This window comes from Thermanaeromonas sp. DSM 22490 (assembly GCF_056378755.1).
Map to the genome: position 1 here is coordinate 25668 of NZ_JBJHHE010000010.1, position 14258 is coordinate 39925.

16 protein-coding genes, 6 tRNA genes and 1 other RNA gene are annotated in these 14258 nt (G+C 51.3%); all 23 read left to right on the forward strand.

The features are described from left to right. Positions 1–143 precede the first annotated feature (143 nt). The 23 genes from AC1BI1_RS08045 to AC1BI1_RS08155 all read left to right on the forward strand — a co-directional run bounded on the left by AC1BI1_RS08045 (position 144) and on the right by AC1BI1_RS08155 (position 14106). Positions 144–234, forward strand: a tRNA-Ser gene (locus AC1BI1_RS08045). A 10-nt stretch (positions 235–244) separates the two neighbouring features. Then, positions 245–340: transfer RNA gene (locus AC1BI1_RS08050), tRNA-Ser, on the forward strand. 130 nt (positions 341–470) lie between these two features. Next, positions 471–547 (forward strand) — tRNA-Arg (locus tag AC1BI1_RS08055). Positions 548–570: 23 nt separating this feature from the next. Beyond that, positions 571–647, forward strand: a tRNA-Arg gene (locus AC1BI1_RS08060). A gap of 72 nt (positions 648–719) precedes the next feature. After that, complete coding sequence (gene tadA, locus AC1BI1_RS08065; protein ID WP_476716773.1) at positions 720–1202, forward strand: tRNA adenosine(34) deaminase TadA; 483 nt, start codon at positions 720–722, stop codon at positions 1200–1202. Continuing rightward, positions 1180–1275: transfer RNA gene (locus AC1BI1_RS08070), tRNA-Ser, on the forward strand. The genes tadA and AC1BI1_RS08070 overlap by 23 nt, the downstream gene beginning before the upstream one ends. Positions 1276–1340: 65 nt before the next feature. Beyond that, a tRNA-Ser gene (locus tag AC1BI1_RS08075) sits at positions 1341–1436 on the forward strand. Positions 1437–1457: 21 nt separating this feature from the next. Next, positions 1458–1722: signal recognition particle sRNA large type (gene ffs, locus AC1BI1_RS08080), an RNA gene on the forward strand. Between the two features lie 99 nt (positions 1723–1821). Next, a complete protein-coding gene (gene dnaX / locus AC1BI1_RS08085; RefSeq protein ID WP_476716774.1) occupies positions 1822–3513 on the forward strand; it encodes a DNA polymerase III subunit gamma/tau in 1692 nt (563 codons plus the stop codon). A gap of 23 nt (positions 3514–3536) precedes the next feature. Next, entirely contained in the window at positions 3537–3854 is a 318-nt protein-coding gene (locus AC1BI1_RS08090) for a YbaB/EbfC family nucleoid-associated protein (RefSeq protein ID WP_476716775.1), read from the forward strand. Positions 3855–3877: 23 nt separating this feature from the next. Next, entirely contained in the window at positions 3878–4480 is a 603-nt protein-coding gene (gene recR / locus AC1BI1_RS08095; protein ID WP_476716776.1) for a recombination mediator RecR, read from the forward strand. Positions 4481–4545: 65 nt separating this feature from the next. After that, complete coding sequence (locus tag AC1BI1_RS08100; RefSeq protein ID WP_476716777.1) at positions 4546–4770, forward strand: DUF2508 family protein; 225 nt, start codon at positions 4546–4548, stop codon at positions 4768–4770. Positions 4771–4773: 3 nt separating this feature from the next. Beyond that, positions 4774–5046 carry a pro-sigmaK processing inhibitor BofA family protein gene (locus AC1BI1_RS08105; RefSeq protein WP_476716778.1) on the forward strand — a complete coding sequence of 91 codons (273 nt, stop codon included), beginning with the start codon at positions 4774–4776 and terminating at the stop codon, positions 5044–5046. A 93-nt stretch (positions 5047–5139) separates the two neighbouring features. Further along, entirely contained in the window at positions 5140–6246 is a 1107-nt protein-coding gene (locus AC1BI1_RS08110) for a ferredoxin oxidoreductase (RefSeq protein WP_476716779.1), read from the forward strand. Then, positions 6218–6988 (forward strand): thiamine pyrophosphate-dependent enzyme, encoded by a 771-nt coding sequence (locus AC1BI1_RS08115; RefSeq protein WP_476716780.1) that lies wholly within the window; start codon positions 6218–6220, stop codon positions 6986–6988. The genes AC1BI1_RS08110 and AC1BI1_RS08115 overlap by 29 nt, the downstream gene beginning before the upstream one ends. Beyond that, positions 6988–7560, forward strand: coding sequence for a 2-oxoacid:acceptor oxidoreductase family protein (locus AC1BI1_RS08120; protein WP_476716781.1), 573 nt, complete (start codon positions 6988–6990; stop codon positions 7558–7560). Before AC1BI1_RS08115 ends, AC1BI1_RS08120 begins: the two co-directional genes overlap by 1 nt. 76 nt (positions 7561–7636) lie before the next feature. Then, entirely contained in the window at positions 7637–7891 is a 255-nt protein-coding gene (locus AC1BI1_RS08125; RefSeq protein WP_476716782.1) for a 4Fe-4S dicluster domain-containing protein, read from the forward strand. 121 nt (positions 7892–8012) lie between these two features. Then, complete coding sequence (locus AC1BI1_RS08130; RefSeq protein WP_476716783.1) at positions 8013–8768, forward strand: GntR family transcriptional regulator; 756 nt, start codon at positions 8013–8015, stop codon at positions 8766–8768. A 22-nt stretch (positions 8769–8790) separates the two neighbouring features. Then, complete coding sequence (locus tag AC1BI1_RS08135) at positions 8791–9288, forward strand: nucleoside deaminase (protein WP_476716784.1); 498 nt, start codon at positions 8791–8793, stop codon at positions 9286–9288. Positions 9289–9409: 121 nt separating this feature from the next. Continuing rightward, on the forward strand, positions 9410–10528 hold the full coding sequence (locus tag AC1BI1_RS08140; RefSeq protein ID WP_476716785.1) for an ABC transporter permease: 1119 nt from the start codon (positions 9410–9412) through the stop codon (positions 10526–10528). Then, the gene (locus tag AC1BI1_RS08145) at positions 10528–11463 is read left to right on the forward strand and encodes an ABC transporter permease (RefSeq protein WP_476716786.1); all 936 of its coding nucleotides are present in this window, start codon (positions 10528–10530) and stop codon (positions 11461–11463) included. The genes AC1BI1_RS08140 and AC1BI1_RS08145 overlap by 1 nt, the downstream gene beginning before the upstream one ends. 42 nt (positions 11464–11505) lie before the next feature. After that, the gene (locus AC1BI1_RS08150; RefSeq protein WP_476716787.1) at positions 11506–12567 is read left to right on the forward strand and encodes a BMP family lipoprotein; all 1062 of its coding nucleotides are present in this window, start codon (positions 11506–11508) and stop codon (positions 12565–12567) included. A 12-nt stretch (positions 12568–12579) separates the two neighbouring features. Further along, a complete protein-coding gene (locus AC1BI1_RS08155) occupies positions 12580–14106 on the forward strand; it encodes an ABC transporter ATP-binding protein (protein WP_476716788.1) in 1527 nt (508 codons plus the stop codon). The last annotated feature ends 152 nt before the right edge of the window (positions 14107–14258 follow it).

Sequence of the window (14258 nt, forward strand, 5' to 3'; positions counted from 1 at the left end):
ATATGCATTAGAATGAGGTGGCCATGATCTGGCCAATCTGATTAAAGCTGGCCTGGCGGGCTTAGGGAGGTTTGCCAGGCCTTGTTTTTTCGTGTCATTGACAGTGAGCGGGTTCATGTGCTATACTAACCTTGCTATTAGCTGGAGGGGTGTCCGAGCGGCTTAAGGAGCTGGTCTTGAAAACCAGTGATGCCTGGAAGGGCACCGTGGGTTCAAATCCCACCCCCTCCGCCAGGGAAAATATGGAGAGATGGCCGAGTAGGTCGAAGGCGGTCGCCTGCTAAGCGATTGTACAGGTGTTAAGCCTGTACCGTGGGTTCGAATCCCACTCTCTCCGCCATTTCTTTTTATAAAGCATCCTGCCTTTTGAGGCAGGATGCTTTATAAAAGGCGTGCCAAACACCCTCTCCTTGACTTTGAGGAATATATTTGTTAGAATAAATGCTGCCGGCGATTGCCGACAAAGACAGGCGCCCGTAGCTCAACAGGATAGAGTAACTGGCTACGAACCAGGTGGTTGGGGGTTCGAGTCCCTCCGGGCGCGCCATTTTTTTATTAAAGGGAGTAAGTGCGTCCGTAGCTCAGGAGGATAGAGCAGCGGTTTCCTAAACCGCGTGTCGGGGGTTCGAGTCCCTCCGGGCGCACCATAGTCTTTTTAGAGCGGCCAGAAGGGATTCAGCTCGCAGCTGTCCGAGGAGAGGAGCAGCCTAAAAAATCCGGTGGATCACCACTTTTATATGAAGCTGGCCCTGGAAGAAGCCAGAAAAGCCTTAAACCTGGGAGAAGTGCCGGTGGGTGCAGTGGTAGTTCAGGAGGGGGAAATAATTGCACGAGCCCATAACCGGCGCGAGACAGATCAAGACCCTACAGCCCATGCTGAAATTCTGGCCCTGCGCCAGGCAGCCCAGAGGCTTAAGAGCTGGCGCTTGAATAGGGCAACGCTCTATGTGACGCTGGAGCCCTGTCCCATGTGTGCGGGCGCAGCAGTGCAGGCGCGGCTTAAGTGCCTAGTATATGGAGCACCGGATATCAGAGCAGGAGCGGTGGACTCGGTGCTCAATGTGGTGGAACATCCCCACTTAAACCACCAAGTAGAGGTGGTTTCCGGCATCTGTGAGGACGAATGCCGTCTGATATTGCAGGAGTTCTTTGGAAGGCTGCGGAGAGAAGGCGGAACACGGAGAGATGGCCGAGTTGGTTGAAGGCGCTCGACTCGAAATCGAGTAGGCGGCTGATGAAGTCGCCTCGTGGGTTCGAATCCCACTCTCTCCGCCATTTTGAACAACAATAAATAAAGAGAAAAGCGATAAACACGAGGCCCTGCGAAGAAACCATTACGCGGAGAGATGGCTGAGCTGGCTGAAGGCACTCGCCTGGAAAGCGAGTAGACGGGTGAAAAACCTGTCTCGTGGGTTCGAATCCCACTCTCTCCGCCATTTTCATTTATGCCAGATTGACCGTGCTAGACGGGGAGGTAGCGGTGCCCTGTAACCCGCAATCCGCTATAGCGGGGTCGAATTCCCACTGGCGGGCCTAATCTGTGGGGTCTGCCCGGTGTAAGGGATGAAGAGAGCTGGGTCCTGCGCGGCGAGAACTCATGAACCCCGTCAGGTCCGGAAGGAAGCAGCGGTAAGTGAGCAATCTCGGGTGCCGCAGGGGTGCCTGGCTGGAGTTACCTGCACCGGTAACGCCCGGAGGTTATGTCCAACAGTGGGTGCACGGTCTATCTTATTTGGGATACCTTCTGGGAAAGATAAGGAGAGATTATTCTTTTGGCCATTAAGGGAATAATCTCTTTTTTAATATTCGGTGGTGGAGAAAATGCCCCAATACCAGGCCCTTTACCGGCAGTGGCGGCCGCAGAGCTTTGGGGAAGTGGTGGGACAAGACCATATAACCGTGACCTTGCGTAATGCTGTACGAACAGGGAGACTTGTTCACGCTTATTTATTCTGCGGCCCACGGGGAACAGGGAAAACCAGTACAGCTAAGATTTTGGCTAAAGCGGTTAATTGTCTCCAACCCCAAGACGGTGAACCCTGCAACCTATGTCCCAACTGCCAGCGGATAACTCAGGGCCTCTCCCTGGATGTACTGGAAATCGATGCGGCTTCCAACCGCGGTATCGACGAAATCCGGCAACTGAAGGAAAAGGTACAGCTGGGGCCGGTGGAGGGCAAATATAAAGTGTACATCATTGATGAGGTGCATATGCTCACCACCGAGGCCTTTAATGCCTTGCTTAAAACACTAGAAGAGCCTCCTGCCCATGTTATTTTTATCCTGGCTACCACGGAACCTCGGAAAGTTTTACCCACTATTATCTCTCGCTGCCAGCGTTTTGATTTTCAGGCTTTAAAAGTCAACGCCATTACCCAAAGACTGCGAGAGGTGGCCGAGGCCAACGGTATAGAAGTAGAATCGGCAGCTTTAAATTTGCTGGCCCGCAAGGCTGCCGGTGGTTTGCGGGATGCTTTAAGCCTTTTGGATCAAATCCTGGCCGGTGCCCAGGACTGTGTTACGGCTGACCGAGTAGCGGCCCTCCTGGGGGTGCCCCGCCAGGATATTTTACAAGAGATGGTGAATGCTCTTCTGGCAGCAGATAGCAGCAAGATTTTGCACCTGGTGGATGTTGCCCTCCAAGAGGGAGTCGAGCCCCGTCGTATCCTAGAAGATCTCCTGGACTGGTGCCGCAATCTTTTGCTCTTGAGTCTAGATCCTAAGGCCGGAGAACTTATAGGGCTGCCGGAAGAAATGCTGGAGAATATGCTGGATACGGCCTGTACCCTGGACGGAGCTAGGCTTTTTAGGATTATGGAGAAGTTACAGGAGGCTGGTGGTGAGCTGAGGTTCAGCACTCAGCCCCGTATATCTTTAGAGATGGCCCTTTTGGGCGTTATAATGGGGGAGGGCGAGCTGTCCGCTGCTAGGATAAAGGGATTAGAGGACCGGGTAAAACATCTGGAGGAGCGTTTAATCAAGCTGGAGAACAACCAGGCTTTTAGAGAGGTTATCCCGGCTACAGCGGCTAATATTATAGCCGATTTTGAGCGCAAAGGTGCGGAAGCTATCCGGCTTAAGGCGCAAACAGGAGTTGAGGCTGGGGCTGCAGAAAAGGCCATGGCCTGGGACCAGGTAAGGGCCGCGCATCTGGAGACGGCGGCCACCATGGCCTTGACTTTGGAGGAAATTCAGCGCCTTTGGCCAGAGGTGCTGCAGGCAGCCCGCAAGAAAAGCATTCACTTGCAGGCCTATTTAAAGGGTGGAAAGCCTGCAGGTTTACATAATAACCGCCTTACCCTTTCCTTTAAGGCTGCCTTTCACAAAAGCATGCTGGAACAGCCTGCCAATAAAAAGGCGGTGGAAGAAATTCTGCAAATGGTCACAGGTTATCCTTTGGAGGTTGCTTTGGTTAACGAAACGCCTAGCGAAGAGGAAGGCAAAATTTCCGGAGACGTACTGCAAAGGATTATTGATTACTTCGGCCCGGATAAAGTAGAAATAAAAGATTAACTTTGTTATTAGGAGTGGAGACAATGAATATAGGCAATATGAACAAAGTAATGAAGCAGATGCAGAAAATGCAGAGTCAACTGGCCAAGGTCCAGGAGGAGTTGGGTGAGCGCACAGTAGAGGCCACGGCCGGTGGAGGGGCCGTCAAGGTAGTAGTAAACGGTCGCCAGGAAGTCGTGAGCCTTACCCTAAGCCCGGAGGCAGTGGACCCCACTGATGTAGAAATGCTCCAGGATCTTATAATAGCAGCGGTAAATGATGCTCTGCGCCGCTCCCAGGAGATGGTGGCCAGTGAGATGGCCAAAGTTACCGGACAGTTTAAGTTGCCAGGCCTCTTCTAAATCCTTACCCGGGGGATGATTTTATGCTTTACTATGCCGAGCCCGTCGCCAGGCTCATTGCCGAGCTCAATAAGCTACCGGGCGTAGGCCCCAAGACGGCTCAACGCCTGGCTTTCCATATTTTATATAGCCCCCCGGAGGAAGTTCGGGCTTTGGCCGAAGCCATCCTGGAAGCTCGGCAAAAAACGCGCTATTGTTCCCTGTGCGGCAACTTGACAGACAAGGATCCCTGCTTAATCTGCCAGGATAATAGCCGGGATAATTCTATAATCTGTGTAGTGGAGGAACCCCGCGACTTGGTGGCCTTGGAGAAAACGGGGCAATTCCGTGGCCGCTACCATGTGCTCCATGGCGCTATTTCTCCCATGGAAGGTATCGGCCCGGAAAAGCTGCGCATAAAAGAGCTTTTGGAGCGCTTGAAAGATAATACGGCAAACGAAGTGGTGCTGGCCACCAACGCCGATGTAGAAGGAGAGGCCACTGCTCTGTATCTGGCGAAAATTTTAAAACCCCTGGGAGTAAAAGTCACGCGGCTGGCCTACGGGATCCCGGTAGGCGGAGATCTGGAATATGCGGATGAAGTGACTTTGGCCCGGGCCTTTACCGGCCGGCGGGAAATGGAGTAGGCAGGCAAAAAATGGCCACCTCTTGCATATGTTTGTTTTAGAGATATGCAAAGGAGGTGGCTTTTATGCTGTCTCAACCTTCTCAATTTAATGCCCTCCCGGCGGAGGTAGAGATACTTGTTGCCGCCTTGAGGGAGGCCCAGAAGGAATGGCTGGAGGCGCAACAGCTTTTTGCTGAAGTTACTGAACCGGATCTGGTGGATCAAGCTATCTACCGCTTGCAAGCCGCTGAACGCAAGTTTGTGTACCTGTGGAAGGAAGTACAGCAGAAATGGACAAGGGGTGTCTGAGAAATGGGAGTTGCGGAGACCATACAACTAATTCTAGCTCTCCTCTTTTTAGCCTTCCTGGTGTATCTGGTAGGGCGGCTACTGCTCACCCCCTTAAGGTTGCTGTCTAAAATAGTGATTAATTCCCTGTTCGGTCTTCTCCTCTTATGGGCCTTCAATTTTGCAGGAAGTTATTTTAGCTTTACCATCCCTTTGAACTGGTTGACGGTGCTCGTTGCCGGTTTTCTGGGCATACCCGGCTTGATCCTGCTTATATTTTTCCGCCTGGTCCTCTAGAAAAACAAGCTGGCTTGGTCGCCGGCTTTTTTATTTTCCCTCCTTTTTGCTCATACTAATCTTGACATGGGAGATTGCGAGGAGGGCAATGCTTTGGTGTCCCAGCCAATTACAGGAGAACAACGGGCCTTTATGACGGGTAACGAGGTGATGGCTTGGGCTGCCCTGGTGGCGGGAGCTGAGGTTATGTACGGTTACCCCATAACGCCCCAGAGCGAAATCATGCATTACTGGACACGCCTGGCACCCAAGTACGGCCGCAAGTTTCTCCAGACCGAGGATGAGATTGCGGCTGGGTTCACCACTATAGGAGCCGTCCTGGCGGGCAAGAGAGCCTTTACAGCTACAGCCGGCCCGGGCAATATCCTCATGCAGGAGCCCCTGGCCATGGCCGAAATGATGCGCTTGCCTGTAGTGGTGATAGTGGCCCAGCGAGGCGGACCTTCTACAGGTACCGTAATTTATTCCCAGCAGGAATTAAATCTGACCTGTTTTGGTGGTAACGGCGAGGGCCTGCGCATAGTATATTCTCCGTCCAATCACCAGGAGCTCTTTGATTATACTTTCAAGGCTTTTAACATAGCCTGGAAATACCGTTTCCCCACCTTTATCCTGGGGGATGGTTATCAATCCAAGATGCGTGAACCCGTAACCCTTTATGATCCCCAAGACCAGGGGATGGAAGTGGTACCCTCTCGACCTCTAGTGGGCTTGCCGGGGACGCCGGGTAAGCTTCGGCCTCCCGTACACTTGCGCAACACTTACAACCTGGAAGAGGAGCTCTACGAAGCATTGCAAGAATCCATTGCGGCCTACGAAAAAGTGGGTCCGGAAATAGTGGAGTGGGAGGCTTACGGGACCGAAGACGCCGATTACCTGGTGGTGGCCCACGGGGTGGTGGCGCGGGCTGCCCGGGAAGGAGTAAAGATTTTACGGGAGACAGGGATCAAAGCGGGCTATTTTCGCCCCATTACTTTACGCCCCTTTCCAGGAAACCAACTAAGGGAAATCGCTTGCCGGGTGAAACTTGTCCTGGTAATGGAATCATCTTACGGACAGCTGGAACGCCAGGTAAGGGCAGAAGCTTACGGCTTGAGCGTCCCCCTAAGGGGTTATCGCCGGCCGGGAATGGGTATAACGCCAGAAGAAATAGTTAGCGAGGTACAAAAGTATGCTTCCCTCTCTACCCCAGATGCCTAAAGTTTGGCGGGTGGAAAGCAAGCCCCATAAGTTCTGTCCCGGTTGCGGACATGGCATCATCCTCAAATGCCTAGGAGAAGCCATTGACGAACTAGGCCTTCAGGACCGGGTCATTTTCGGCTGCGACATCGGCTGTTCTTTACTGGCTTGGGACTTCTTCAACTTGGACACCGTCCAGACGCATCATGGCCGCACTGCACCGGTGCTGGTAGGTTTGAAGAGGGTGCGGCCGGAGTTGGTGGCAGTGGCCTATATGGGTGACGGCGGAGCTTATGCCATTGGTGCCCAGCACCTCGTGGCCTCCGCCTGCCGCGACGATCCGGTGACAGTAATTGTGGCCAATAATACGGTATATGCCATGACCGGGGGCCAGATGGCCCCTACCACCCTGCCGGAGGAAAAGACTGAAACCACTCCCTATGGTCGAAAAATAGAGGAAACGGGGCCATCCCTACGCGGTCCGGAGCTGGTGGTTAGCATCGCTGCCAGCGGAAGCTATGTGGCGCGGGGGAGCGTAGCCAATGTTATCCAGCTAAAAAATTTTATCAAAAAAGGCCTGAAGGTCCAGTTAGAGGGCAGCCACTTTTCCTTTATCGAGGCTTTATCTACCTGCCCTACCAACTGGCGGACCAATGCCCGGGAGACATGGGATTTTTTAGAGAAAAAGATGCACGCTTATTTTCCCTTAGGGGAGTTCCCTGTTCCTGCTCGACCGGCGCTGGCCGGGGAGGGAAAAGTATAATGCTAAAGAAACGCCATCTAAAAATCGTCCTGGCCGGAGAGGGTGGTCAGGGAGTACAGTCAGTGGCCGAGATTATAGCTGAGGCAGCTTTCCGCAACGGATACCAGGCGCTGTATATTCCCAGCTTTGGGGTGGAGCAGCGAGGCGGGGTTTCCTTGGCCTTTGTCCAAATTAGCCAGGACGCTATTGGAGCCCCCATATTCAGGACCGCTGATATAGCAGGAGCTTTAAGCCGTCGGGCGGTCAAAAAAGTGGGCCAGTATCTGGGAGAATACACCTGGCTCCTGTATGATACCAGCTTGGAAGATGAAGTAAAGGACACCTATCCTCGTTTAAGGCACCTGGTAGGCATACCGGCTCTACGAGTGGCGCAAGAAGAAATGCACCCGCGCGTTTTTAATGTTATTATCTTGGGCGCACTGTTGCGCTTGATCGGTTTTTTACCCCGGGAAAAGGTGGAGGCTGCTCTGGAGAGGCAGTTAGGGCATAAATTCGCCCAGGATCCCAGCTTGAAGGAACTGAACTACCGGGCACTGGAGCGGGGCCGGGAATTATGTCCCAGGCAACTTTAGACCCCCTTTCCACATTTGCGCTTATAGCCCTGCACCTTTCTCCCATGAACCGGTTAAAAAGGAGGCAATTTTATCCTTGAGCCACTTTCAACCTATTACCACCGAAAACGGCAAAGGTATTTTTCATTTATACCCTGCTCTATGCAAAGGTTGCGGCCTGTGCATAGAAAAATGTCCGGTAAAAACCATCGGCTGGTCCAAACATCTGGGCGCATTTGGCACGCCGGTAGTGGAGCCCGGCCACGGTGAGCCCTGCATAGCCTGCAAGAAATGCCAGCTGGTCTGCCCAGATTGCGCCATTTGGATTGAGCGAAAGGTTGACAAGGAATAGATCAGCCGCGGGGCGAACCCAGTTAAAAAAGGTTCTAAAAAAACTATTGAAAGTAGGCACAAATAACGTTATGATTAAGTAGTAAGTAGTATGTACTACTAATCGGGGGCAGGAGAAAAATTTGATTTCTAATTTTATTCCCAAGATCGATAATGAGGAATTATCTCTAAAAGTTTACAGGGTTCTTTTGAAAATGCTAAGGGAAGGATGTTTTGGAGAGGCAGGGAAGTTGCCGGCAGAAGATGTTCTGGCGCAAAATTTGGGAGTTAGCAGGAATGTTTTAAGAGATGTTTTAGCCAGCCTGGAAGCTGAGGGGTTCATTACCAGACGACGAGGAATAGGAACAATCATAAATCAGTATGTTTTAAGTGCTACTTCCCGCTTAGACTTGGAAAAGGACTTTGAAGAAATGATAGCAGATGCGGGCTACCAAGCCTCCTTGGATTTTTTGGCCGCCGAAATTATTGGTGCCGAAGGGCATATCGCTGGCTATCTTTCATTGCCACCAGGGGAAAAGGTCTTAAGAATAGAAAAAATTTATTTGGCCGATAACCGTCCTGCAATTTATGTGGCGGATCATATTCCTTACAGCTTAATTATTGACCCCCAATACGATCTTGAGGAATTAAAAATACCGATTTTTCGGTTCTTAGAAAGAAAGTGCCAGGCCAAAGTTGAAATCGTTTTGATGGAAATCGAGCCGCGTTTAGCTGACTACAAAATTTCACAATTGCTTAAAATTATGGAAGGAGAGCCTGTGCTTTATTTACACGAAACAGGGTATAATGTGGCTCAAGTACCTGTACTATGGTCCCAGGCTTATTATCGCAATGGCGTTTTTAAGCTGACTATCCTCAGAAGAAATTATTTGGGGTGATTGGAAGGTGGACCTACAGGATATGCGACTCAAAACCTTTGATTTGGAAAAAGAAAAAGTATACCTTATGAAGGCTATCGAAGCCTCAAAAAGGGCGAGGGAGCATGGTAACACCCCCTTTGGTTGCCTTTTAGTGGATAGGGAGGGCAATATACTTCTGGAACAGGAAAACATCGAAATAACAGAACGTGATTGTACAGGGCATGCTGAAACTGCCTTGATGCGCAAAGCCTCCAGTCTTTACAGTAAAGACTTTCTGTGGAATTGTACCCTGTATTCTAGTGCTGAACCCTGTGCCATGTGTTCGGGCGCCATTTACTGGGGCAACGTAGGCCGGGTTGTATATATTTTAAGCGAAAAACGACTGCGGGAACTTACGGGTAACCATCCGCAAAACCCAACTTTGGATCTCCCTTGTCGCCAAGTCTTCGCAAGTGGGCAGAAAGATATAATCGTTTTTGGCCCCCTTCCAGAACTAGAAAAAGAAGCTATTGAAATACATGAAGGTTACTGGAAATAATCAGTAGAGCTATATTGTTCTAAAGCAGTGGGTAAAAAATCTGTCTAGTTTAGCAGGAATAAAAATAATTATGTAGAATAAAGTAATATTAAATATTACGATAGCAATGGGGAGTGGGTGTGTGAATAATCAAATAGCTAAATCCTGGCTTATTCAAACGTTAATTCTGCTAGGCGCCCTGGTGGGCGCCCTGCTGGTGGGTGCTGTGCTTCTGATTATAGCCGGGTCGGACCCCATAAAAGCTTACAGCGTTATGTTTGCGGGTCCCATAGGTAGCGAATTCGGCATCACAGAAACCCTGGTTCGAGCTACTCCTTTGCTTTTAGTGGGCCTCGGTATAGTCATATCTTTCCGCAGCGGTATTCTCAACATAGGTGGGGAAGGGCAAATACTTGTTGGAGCTATAACTGCCTCGGCCGTAGCCCTGGCTCTCCCCGGCTGGCCTAAGGTTATACTTTTACCCCTGGTGTTGCTGGCCAGCTGTGTGGCGGGCAGCATATGGGGTGGTATCGCCGGCTGGCTAAAAGCCCGTTTGTCGGTTAACGAGATTTTAAGCACCGTCATGCTAAATCAGATCGCCTTCCAATTTTACCTTTATCTGATAAGGGGGCCCTTGATCGATCCCCAAGAGGTAGCCTATGGTACCGGGGTACCGCAGACAGCCATGGTGCCTGAGCAGGTTTGGTTGGCCCGGTTAGTACCGGGTATGCGCCTGCATACAGGCTTTATTCTAGCGCTTATTCTGGCCGTCCTAGTGTATATATTCTTGTGGCGCACTACTATTGGCTACCGTATGCGGGCTGTGGGCGCGGGGCCAGAGGCCTCGCGTTATGGGGGAATTAGGGTGGAATTCTACCTTATTTTGGCCATCGCCCTGGCCGGCGCTTTTGCCGGCCTGGCAGGTGCAGTAGAAGTGCTGGGAGTTCACCATCGCGCCCTGGAGTCCCTTTCGGCCGGATACGGATTTAGCGGCATAGTAGCGGCCCTTTTCGGTCGCCTCCATCCTCTGGGCACCATACCGGCATCTATACTGATAGGCGCCCTTATTTTAGGGGCCGACATGATGCAGCGTGCTGTTAACGTGCCGGCGGCCATAGTTATGGCTATCCAAGGCCTAGTTATCCTGTTTGTAGTATCCAGCGACCTCTTGCTGCGGAAACCCGAATTGTTGACGCGGATTTTTACCCGGTATATCTTTCCCCGTTCTAAACAAACAAAGGAGGCAGGAACTGGAGTATAATGGAAGACGTAATCAGTCAAGGTCTAATAGTTGGAATACTGGCTACGGGAATTCGCCTGGCCACCCCCTTTTTGCTGGCAGCCCTGGGTGAAATGTTTACTCAGCGCTCAGGAGTGTACAACCTCGGTATCGAGGGGATTATGCTCATGGGGGCCTTTATGGGATTTTTCGTAACCTGGCGTACCGGCAATCCATATTTCGGTATCCTTACCAGCTTAATCGTTGGAGCCCTGATGGGCGTACTCATGGGCATAGTTAGTATAACTTTTAAGGCCGAACAAGGTATAAGTGGAATTGGCTTATATATGTTTGGCTGGGGCCTGTCGGGGCTGCTCTTCCGCCTTTATGTGGGGGCCATAACCGCCATTGAAGGACTGCGTCCCTTAAAAATACCTGTTTTAAGCGATATCCCGTATATTGGAACAATATTTTTCTACCACAACTGGCTGGTGTATCTGGCTTATATTTTGGTCCCTATAACCTGGGTTATTCTTTATAAAACTACCTGGGGCCTTAAGGTCAGAGCGGTAGGTACTACTCCCGAAGCAGCCGACACCCTGGGTGTAAGCGTAGACGGTATCCGTTACCAGTGTTTAATCTTAGGGAGCATGCTGGCAGGTCTGGCAGGAGCTTATCTTACGGTGGGACAGGCCAACATGTATGCGGACTATATAACTGCCGGTAGAGGATTTATTGCCGTGGCTCTGGTTTACTTCGGCCGCTGGAGCCCTCTGGGTATCCTGGCAGGCTCGCTACTCTTCAGTATGGCAGATTCTTTCCAGCTATGGGTTCAAGTGCTGGGCATTAGCGTGCCCTATGAGCTGGCAGTAATCCTGCCGTATGTAATCACCATAATGGCACTGGCTGTATCCTTCGGCCGCGTTTGGGCACCCGCGGCCCTGGGCAGGCCCTATGAACGCGGAACCCGGGGGTAAAGCAGTATTTCAGCATTGAAATTAAGAAGGAGGATCTAGGACATGCAGAAATGGAAGAAACTCTTAACCATCTTGTTGTCGGTAACCTTCTTAGCCACGCTGGCTGCCTGTGGCGGCAAACCTGCCACCGACACCCCAAAGGAAGGGGAGGCCAAGAAGCCGGAGAAAGTGCGCATTGCGCTGGTCCTTCCCAGCACTGTGGACGATATGGCCTGGAGCCAGTCCATGTATGAAGGTCTTAAAGCTGTGCAGGAGAAAATGGGTAAAGATAAGGTAGAGATTGCCGTAAGCGAAAGGCTGGGCAATGCTGTCGACGCCGGAGCGGCCATTAGGCAATATGCTAGCCAGGGGTATGACATTGTGATAGCCCATGGCGCCCAATACCAGAGCGTGCTGCGGGAGATTGCAGCCGATTTTCCTAAGACTACCTTTGCTTACGGGACCGGATTCCAGACGGCGCCCAACATCTTTGCCTATGATCCCCAGGCCCAGGAAGGCGGGTATCTCCTGGGGATACTGGCAGCTATGATGACCAAATCCGGCATAGTAGGTATAGTAGGCCCTGTAGAATCTGGAGATGCCATTAAGTATAACTATGGCTTCCAGCAAGGGGTGGCTGCCACCAAACCTGAAGTCAAAGTTCGCATTGCTTATACAGGTTCTTTCAATAATATCGTTGGAGCAGGAGAGCTGGCCAAGGTGCATATGGATGCCGGCGCTGACATTCTTACGGGTTCTTCTCAGCAAGCTGTGGGCGCCATACGGGCGGTGGCCGAGCGCAGTGGTAAGTACTGGCTATCCACCGATATGGATCAAAGCAGCATAGCTCCTAATACAGTCCTGGCCGCCCAGGTTTATCATTGGGAAAAGGTAGTCACCAAGATGATAGAACTAAGGAAGCAGGGGGTACTCGGTGGCCAACACCTGGTGTTGTCTTTTGCTGACGGCACTTTAGAGCTTAAATATAATTCCAAGCTGGCTGATAAGATACCGCAGGAAGCTAAAGATGCTGTAGAACAAGCCCGGCAAAAGATTGCCAGCGGAAGCCTAAAAATAGAGCTTCCTAAGGAACAGCCTAAGAAGGAAGAACAGCAAAAGAAGTAAAGGGGAAACTAGATGGTAGAAGAAATCAGGCATCTTGAAATGCGCGGGATTACCAAAAGGTTTCCCGGAGTATTGGCCAATGATCATGTTGACCTGGAAATACGGGCCGGAGAGGTACTGGCCCTTTTAGGGGAGAACGGGGCCGGTAAAAGTACCTTGATGAGCATCCTTTACGGCCTTTACCAGCCGGACGCGGGAGAAATTTTGGTAAACGGACAACCGGTAAAGATAACTTCTCCCCGGGTAGCCCTGGAGCTCGGTATTGGGATGGTGCACCAGCATTTTATGCTGGTGCCCACCCTTACGGTAGCTGAAAACGTAGCCTTAGGCTTGCCTTCTCCTAGAGGGCCTTTCCTGGATCTTAAAGCGGTCAGCCAGAAGATCAAAGAAATTTCCAGCACTTATGGCCTGGCCGTCAATCCGGAGGCTTATGTCTGGCAACTGAGTGTGGGAGAACAGCAGCGGGTAGAGATAGTCAAGGCGCTTTATCGAGGGGCTAGCCTGCTTATACTGGACGAACCAACGGCTGTGCTTACTCCGCAAGAAGCCAACGAGTTGATCGCGCTGCTTAAAGGTATGGCCAGGCAGGGGCGGCCTATAGTCTTTATCAGCCACAAATTAAATGAAGTCATGGCAGTAAGCGATAGGGTAACGGTCCTGCGGGACGGCAGGGTAGTGGCTGCGCTAAAAACTTCTGAGACCTCACCTCAAGAGCTGGCCCGCCTCATGGTGGGCAGGGAGATGGCTCCGCGGGTAGCCAAAAGGCAAGGTTCGCCAGGGAAAACTGTCTTGGAGCTTAAGGAGGTTTGGGCTCCTAGTGATAAAGGGACTCCGGCCCTCCGGGGAATATCTTTAGAGGTCAGGCAAGGGGAAATTTTGGGCATAGCGGGGGTTTCCGGTAACGGACAAAAGGAACTGGCCGAAGTTATAAGCGGGCTGAGAAAAGTAACTAAAGGCCAAATCCTATTAGAGGGAAAAGATATCACTAATTGGCCTCCGGAGAAGATTATCAAACAGGGGCTGGGATATATTCCTGAGGACAGACTGCATGTAGGCATTATACCTTCCTTTGCCGTGTGGGAAAATCTTATACTCAAAGACCATTACCTTCCACCTTATGCCAAAGGTATTTTCTTGCATAACCAGAGCATAAGATCGCGGGCTGCTTCGCTGGTGGAGAGCTTTGGAGTTAAAACACCTAACCTGGATACTCCCAGCGGCCGCCTTTCCGGTGGCAATATCCAGCGGGTGATCCTGGCCCGGGAGATTACACGTAATCCCTCCGTACTGGTGGCGGCCTATCCTGTGAGAGGGCTAGATGTAGGAGCCACTGAATACGTCCATATGAAGCTTATGGAAGCCAGGGACAACGGGATGGGGGTACTCCTCATTTCGGAGGATCTGGAAGAAATTATGACTTTATCCGACCGCATTGGCGTAATATATGAAGGGCAGATCATGAGGGTTATGGACGCGGAGGAAGCTGATGAACGCACTTTAGGGCTGCTTATGGCCGGAGTCAGGCAGGCAGCTTCTTGAGATTGTACCCACCATAAGAATAGCCCGCGCGCTATCACCGCCAAGACAGGCCCCAAATAAGATAGTTCACCAACCGAGGCTGTTGACCAAGCAGAAGGTCAACAGCCTTTCGTGTCGAATCCCTTAAAGGGATAAAGGCGCCAAAAACGTGA

Bases quoted from the DNA above. Each gene is read 5' to 3' on its own strand.
- dnaX (WP_476716774.1), top strand. From the start codon at position 1,822: ATGCCCCAATACCAGGCCCTTTACCGGCAGTGGCGGCCGCAGAGCTTT.
- AC1BI1_RS08090 (WP_476716775.1), top strand. From the start codon at position 3,537: ATGAATATAGGCAATATGAACAAAGTAATGAAGCAGATGCAGAAAATG.
- recR (WP_476716776.1), top strand. From the start codon at position 3,878: ATGCTTTACTATGCCGAGCCCGTCGCCAGGCTCATTGCCGAGCTCAAT.
- AC1BI1_RS08100 (WP_476716777.1), top strand. From the start codon at position 4,546: ATGCTGTCTCAACCTTCTCAATTTAATGCCCTCCCGGCGGAGGTAGAG.
- AC1BI1_RS08105 (WP_476716778.1), top strand. From the start codon at position 4,774: ATGGGAGTTGCGGAGACCATACAACTAATTCTAGCTCTCCTCTTTTTA.
- AC1BI1_RS08115 (WP_476716780.1), top strand. From the start codon at position 6,218: ATGCTTCCCTCTCTACCCCAGATGCCTAAAGTTTGGCGGGTGGAAAGC.
- AC1BI1_RS08120 (WP_476716781.1), top strand. From the start codon at position 6,988: ATGCTAAAGAAACGCCATCTAAAAATCGTCCTGGCCGGAGAGGGTGGT.
- AC1BI1_RS08135 (WP_476716784.1), top strand. From the start codon at position 8,791: ATGCGACTCAAAACCTTTGATTTGGAAAAAGAAAAAGTATACCTTATG.
- AC1BI1_RS08145 (WP_476716786.1), top strand. From the start codon at position 10,528: ATGGAAGACGTAATCAGTCAAGGTCTAATAGTTGGAATACTGGCTACG.
- AC1BI1_RS08150 (WP_476716787.1), top strand. From the start codon at position 11,506: ATGCAGAAATGGAAGAAACTCTTAACCATCTTGTTGTCGGTAACCTTC.
- AC1BI1_RS08155 (WP_476716788.1), top strand. From the start codon at position 12,580: ATGGTAGAAGAAATCAGGCATCTTGAAATGCGCGGGATTACCAAAAGG.